The organism is Rheinheimera sp. (assembly GCF_036568245.1).
Classification (GTDB): domain Bacteria; phylum Pseudomonadota; class Gammaproteobacteria; order Enterobacterales; family Alteromonadaceae; genus Alishewanella.
Genome location: NZ_DATCSY010000106.1, coordinates 1 through 4,565 on the forward strand (window position 1 = coordinate 1; position 4,565 = coordinate 4,565).

3 protein-coding genes and 1 rRNA gene are annotated in these 4,565 nt (G+C 50.2%); 3 read left to right on the forward strand and 1 reads right to left on the reverse strand.

The features are described from left to right. From VIN66_RS04745 to VIN66_RS04755, 3 genes are all read left to right on the forward strand, one after another. Positions 1-1,367 (forward strand): 3'-5' exonuclease (locus VIN66_RS04745; protein WP_331922923.1); only part of this gene is annotated, 1,367 nt, incomplete at its 5' end. Then, positions 1,367-3,454: a tRNA(Met) cytidine acetyltransferase TmcA gene (locus VIN66_RS04750; protein WP_331922924.1), complete on the forward strand. Its 2,088-nt coding sequence runs from the start codon at positions 1,367-1,369 to the stop codon at positions 3,452-3,454. The genes VIN66_RS04745 and VIN66_RS04750, both read left to right, overlap by 1 nt. Positions 3,455-3,527: 73 nt before the next feature. Further along, positions 3,528-4,337 carry a hypothetical protein gene (locus VIN66_RS04755; RefSeq protein WP_331922925.1) on the forward strand — a complete coding sequence of 270 codons (810 nt, stop codon included), beginning with the start codon at positions 3,528-3,530 and terminating at the stop codon, positions 4,335-4,337. 128 nt (positions 4,338-4,465) lie between these two features. Here VIN66_RS04755 and rrf read toward each other — a convergent pair. Beyond that, a 5S ribosomal RNA gene (rrf, locus tag VIN66_RS04760) occupies positions 4,466-4,565 on the reverse strand; the annotation flags it as partial.

The following is a 4,565-nucleotide window of genomic DNA, read 5'->3' on the forward strand; positions in this document are numbered from 1 at the left end:
AAGACTACCCGCAGCTGCAAGTGATCAAGCTGGAGCAAAACTACCGCTCTACCGCCACCATTCTTAAAGCAGCCAATGCGGTTATTGCCAACAATAATGACCGCTTGGGCAAAGACCTGTGGACTGACGGCGCCGAAGGCGAGGTTATTTCGTTATACACCGCCTTTAACGAGCTGGATGAAGCGCGCTTTATCGTTGGCCGCATCCGTGACTGGCATAAGCAGGGTGATCGCTTATCCGAGACAGCGATTTTGTACCGCAATAACGCGCAGTCACGGGTATTGGAAGAAGCGTTAATTCAGGAAGGCCTGCATTATCGTATCTACGGCGGCTTGCGTTTCTACGAGCGACAAGAAATTAAAGACGCGCTGGCCTACCTGCGTATTCTGAGTAACCGTCAGGATGACGCCGCACTGGAGCGGGTTATTAATACCCCGGCTCGCGGTATCGGTGACACTACGCTAAATAAAGTGCGCGAATATGCCCGGGCACAGCAGCAAACACTGTGGCAAAGCCTGCAACAGATGCTGGCACAGAAACAGCTTACCGGCCGCGCTGCCTCCGCCATCGACAGCTTTATGCAGCTGATTGAACAGCTGGACAGCCAGGTAACAGAGTTACCGCTGCACGAACAAGCAGAGCACGTGATTAAACAATCCGGCCTGTATGCGATGTATCAGGCAGAAAAAGGTGAAAAAGCCGAAACGCGGATAGAGAACTTAAATGAGCTTATCACCGCTTGTCAGAACTTTGATGAAAGCCGCGCCGAAGATATGACGCCGCTGGCAGCGTTTTTATCACAAGCCGCATTGGAAGCCGGCGAATATCAGGCGGAAGAACACTCCGATGCCGTGCAACTGATGACACTGCACAGCGCCAAGGGGTTGGAGTTTCCGTTGGTGTTTATTTGTGGCTTGGAAGAAGGTATGTTTCCCAGCCAGCAAAGCGGCGACGACCCGACGCGTTTGGAAGAAGAGCGCCGCCTGTGTTATGTCGGTATGACACGGGCGATGAAAAAACTGTATTTAACTCATGCCGAAAGCCGCCGCCTGTATGGCCAGGAGCAATACCACAAGCCGTCACGTTTTATCCGCGAAATACCGGCTGAATATCTGGAAGAAATCCGCCTGACCACTCAGGTCAGCCGCCCGACACAGTTTAACCGCTTTGGCAGTGCGGCTTCACATGTAGCTTTTGAAAATACCGGCTTTAAACTCGGCCAGCGTGTGCTGCATGACAAATTCGGTGAAGGCACGGTGCTGAATTATGAAGGTACCGGCAATCAATCACGTATTCAGGTTAACTTTGATGGCCTGGGCAGCAAATGGTTGGTTACCGCTTATGCCCGTTTGCAGGCTATAGCTTAATGACACAGCAGCAGCTGTTGGCGCAATTGCAGCAATGGCAACAGCGGGCCGCTCAGCATCATATCCGTTTGCCGGTAGTCTGGCAGGGTGATAAAGATTCGTTATTAGCGCAAATAGCGACATTGCTGCAGTTGACTCAGCCGGAGCAAGTTTACTGGCTAGGTGCAGATGCGCCACCAGCCGCCACTGATCTCTCGGCAAAAACAGCGTATCAGTTATTGGGTACAGAGTGTGATACGCTGGTGATTAATGCTTTTAATGGTTTTAATGCCGACCTCGTCGCCGCATCAGCCGGTTGTGTAAAAGCCGGTGGCTTGTGGCTTTTGCTGTGCCCGCCTTTTGAACTCTGGCAACATCAGCCTAATCCGGCACATAAACATCTTTTACCCTATCCACTCGACGCCAGCACGCATCAGGGGCAGTTTTTATCGTTCTGGCTAACACTGCTACAACAGCAGAACATCATCCTGTTACGCGACCAACAACTGCTGCAACAGCTTATCTGGCCCGAGCGAGCGACCACAGCGCAAACCGCAGCGCCTTACATCACAGCAGAGCAGCAACACGCTGTTACGGCGATACATCGCGTGGTTAGCGGGCATCGCCGCAGACCCTTGGTGCTGACAGCAAACCGTGGCCGCGGTAAATCAGCAGCACTGGGAATAGCGGCATCGCAGCTGGCCGAAGTTGGAAAGCATATCCTGCTTACCGCACCGTCACCGAATGCTGCACAAACTGCCCAGCTGCATTTCCTGCAGCTTACGGCAGCTGAAAATCAGCATCTGTTGCAGTTTATGCCGTTCGATGCACTGCTACGCAGTGACATAAAAGCCGATTTATTACTGGTAGACGAAGCTGCAGCTATCCCAACACCGGTATTACAACAAATACTGCACCGTTTCAGCCGTATTGTATTTGCCAGTACCGAGCATGGTTATGAAGGCACCGGCCGCGGTTTTCAGCTGCGTTTTCAACAGTATCTTAATGAATACAACCCGGACTGGCGAAAGCTGCATATACAGCAACCCGTGCGCTATCAGGCGGATGATCCATTAGAGCAAACGATTTTTAACTGCTTCTTACTGCAGCAGTCAGCTTCCGGCAGTGAATATGATCGCCAGAAGCCAACGCAATTTCAGTGCTTTACCTATACAGACTGGATTGGTCAACCTGCTCTGTTACAGCAGGTATTCAGCCTGCTGAGCCTGGCACACTATCAGACTCAGGTGAGGGATTTAGCCGCTTTGCTCGACAACCCTCAGCTTAAGGTTGTTACACTACTGCAGAATAACAATGTGCTGGCATGTGCTTTGGTAAGTAAAGAAGGCGAAATACCAACGCAACTTGCCGCCCAGATCTACCGCTCTGAACGACGCTTGCAGGGCCATCTGCTGGCGCAAAACCTGGCGTTTCATTTAGCCAGACCTGAGCTCGCTGAACAAAGATTATGGCGTGTTATGCGTATAGCTGTGCAACCCGGTTTGCAGCGGTGTGGGCTTGGCATGCAACTGCTGCAGCACATCCGCCAGCTGGCACAGCAGCAAGATGTGTTTTGTCTGGGCACAAGTTATGGCCTGACAACAGAGTTATTTGAATTCTGGCACCGGGCTGGCTATCAACCGGTTCGTCTTGGTACCAGCACTGACAAAGCCAGCTCCGAATACTCACTATTGATGTTACAGGCAGTGAAGTCAGACAAACAGCTTGTCGACTCCTTACAGCAGCAGTTTGCGACCTTACTGTATCAGAACCTACAGACTTACCCGCTGTTAAGTACTGAACTGGCAATATCACTGGCTGAGCCGGATAACCTGACTGCACTGACAACAGCTGAGATAGACCAACTGCGCCTGTTTAGCCTTGGTCAGCGGCCATATGAACTGGTGCAGCATCTGCTGCTACGTTGGTTTAACTTACATAAGTCTGGCCTGGCAGCAGATCAGCAACTGCCATTTGCTGCTTTACTCTGGCAACGATACGCAATAGCAGACGTCGTGACAAAGCAGGGTTTCAACGGCAAACCGGCATTGATACAACGACTGGCACAAATATTACGAAATAGTGACAATTTTTTGCCACCTTGCTGATCAAACCAGTATTTCCTTTCATTTTTTTCTTACACAGGCTAAGGTGCGGCCAGTGTTTTTCCGGTAATAAATTATGTTAGTACTTCTGCCCTTTATTAGTATGCTCTCAACCACTCCGGCTATGGCAAACAGCTATTCCGGCTCAGAAAGGCGCACATTACAGTCCGCTATCAGTAGCGCGCTGCATTCTGCAGAACTCACCCGCTATTACCAGCAATGTAAAGAGCAAGCCGTTGAAGTTGAGCTACAAAAGCCTACTACAGATAAAGAGCAACCACGCATGCTGGCGCTGCTACAGCAAAAAATACACAGCCAGAATATTGATCAGTTGCTGGCAATAGATGAGCGCATAACAAAAACTGTGTCAGGTGCCATCATTAAGCCTTCAAACTGTGAAGACAGTAAAGCCCTGCAGACATTGCAGGACAACTACGAAGTCGCATTATTTGCGTTAGAGCTGGCAATACCACTTGGAAAACCACTCGGAAAAAAAAGCACATCAGCTAAATCACGATCCAACGCCGAGCAGCAAGATGTTCAGCAGCTTATAGCACGCAGCCATGCTGTAGCGCTGGTGAACGTCGTTGATAAACAGCAGCTGAGTGCAGTACAGCAGGCAAATTATCTGCACCCGGATTATCAGGGCCGTTATGTGTTTAAAGTCCAGCATGGCTGGCGCAGTACAGTATCACAGTATCTTGGCATGCATATTTTTGTTGCTGACAGCGACATTGCTAAAACAGCTAAACAATGGCTGGTATTTCTCGATAAGAACGGGCACTTCATTACTGCAATTACCGCAGATAAAGCTGCGTCGCATATTAAAGCATTAAACAGCGCCGATTGGAGATACGATGTACATGGTTCCTTGCATCGTAACTAGACGCTTATTGCCCTAAAAAGCCCGCATAGCGGGCTTTTTTATTGGGCGTTAACCAGACTGGAGCGTTCGATGCAGCTTTGTGCGGGCAATAAAAAACCCCACTCGTTAGAGTGAGGTTAGTATTGGGAGCCTGGCGGTGAACTACTCTCGCATAGCGAATGCTACACTACCATCGTCGCAGCTGCGTTTCACTTCTGAGTTCGGAATGGAGTCAGGTGGTTCCACAGC